Raw genomic sequence first — 1526 nt, 5'->3', positions numbered from 1 at the left:
CTGCCGGGATAGACCACCCATCCGAATCGTAGGCACACCACCCGGCGAGGATCGCCATGACCGACAGGAAGGCCAGCCCGATCCGGAACGGTGGCCGGAAAATCACCCGTCGGTGGCTCTCATGCGCCTTGAGCAGGTCGTCTACCGTCCACACGTAGGATGCCGTGATCTCCTGGTTCATTTCTCTGACTCGACGACGACCGTGCGATTCCCACGAATTGCACGGCAAGGTTGCGATGGGTTACGGTCTGAGGTGTTTGGCGAAGAACTGGTCGACGAGGGTCTCGACCTGGGGGTCTTTGAATCCGCCGTGGCCGCCGCCACGAACGGTGTAGAACGTGACCTCGACGCCCGCCTTGGTCAGTGCGTCGTAGAGCATCTGGCTCTGGTTGTGCGGCACGAGCGGGTCCTTGTCGCCGTGTACGATCAGGAAGGGCGGATCGTCCTTCGTGACATACGTGATCGGGTTGGCCCGCCGGACCAGCTCGGGGCTCTCCTGCACCGGCCCGCCGATCAGCCGCGACTCGGGCGAGTCCGGCGCATCGTGGTCCATCGTCGTCCAGAAGCGGCTCATCTTCGCAAAGTCCGTCGGCCCGAAGAAATCGCACACCGCCTGAACGCGACTGGAAACGCCCGCGTGAGATCCAACGTCGAAAGCCTCGACGTTGCCCGCCGTCCCCAATAGCGCGACGAGGTGGCCGCCGGCCGAGCCGCCCCAGACGCCGAAGCGGTTCGGGTCGATGCGGTGCTCGCCCGCGTGGGCCCGCAGCCAGCGGATGGCGGCCTGGCAATCCTGAATCTGCGCCGGGAAGATCGCGTGCCGGCTGAGACGGTAGTTGATGCTCGCGACCGCATAACCCTTCTCGACGAACCCGACCGCCGGACAGCCCTCCTTGCTACCCGCCTGCCAGGCGCCGCCGTGAACCCACACGATCAGCGGCCGCGGCGCGTTCGGCTCGGCCGCCGTAAGATACAAATCGAGCTTCTGCCGTGCGTGCCCGTCCGGCACATACGCGATGTCCTTGAGCGTCCGCACTCCCGCCCGCTCCTGCCCCGATGCGCCCGCGCCCGCCAGGGCCAGCAGCACCGCGATGCAAACGCCACCCAGCGAACGCCAAACCTCGTTGTGATTCGCTCTATCCATCGCTTCGCCTCCCACTGCAAAACGTCGCAAACCGCTCGGGACGCGCCCGCACCGGTCGGACAAAATTTGAAATTTCTCAAAAAATCCTCCCCCAGACTGCCCGAAAGACCCGCCGGACGCAAGTGCTTTCCCCCAAGTTGCTTAGCTGCATAACAAGCTGTCCGTCAGAGGCCCTCTGAGCACAAATCCCACACAATATTCTGCGAATATACAACAAAACCCTTGACGCCGGAGAATGGTCATCTGACAATAATCCGTATGGTCGATTGGTTGATACACAACGGATGCGAATCGCCGGCCGCCTCGAAGCGGGATCTGGTCGAGGTGCTGCGTCGGCGGGTGGACCTGCTGACGGGCGCCGAGCGGGCCCTGATGGAGATGT

2 protein-coding genes are annotated in these 1526 nt (G+C 63.7%); both read right to left on the bottom strand.

Annotated features, from left to right (window positions below; all coding sequences use genetic code 11):
- On the bottom strand, nt 1-181 hold a 181-nt coding region (locus GXY33_21350; protein NLX07693.1), incomplete at its 3' end, for a hypothetical protein.
- A gap of 60 nt (nt 182-241) precedes the next feature.
- Nucleotides 242-1144 carry an alpha/beta hydrolase gene (locus GXY33_21345; protein NLX07692.1) on the bottom strand — a complete coding sequence of 301 codons (903 nt, stop codon included), beginning with the start codon at nt 1142-1144 and terminating at the stop codon, nt 242-244.
- Nucleotides 1145-1526 lie beyond the last annotated feature (382 nt).

It is taken from the genome of Phycisphaerae bacterium, from assembly GCA_012729815.1.
Lineage (GTDB): Bacteria > Planctomycetota > Phycisphaerae > JAAYCJ01 > JAAYCJ01 > JAAYCJ01.
This window is presented reverse-complemented; position numbering and strand designations above follow the sequence as displayed.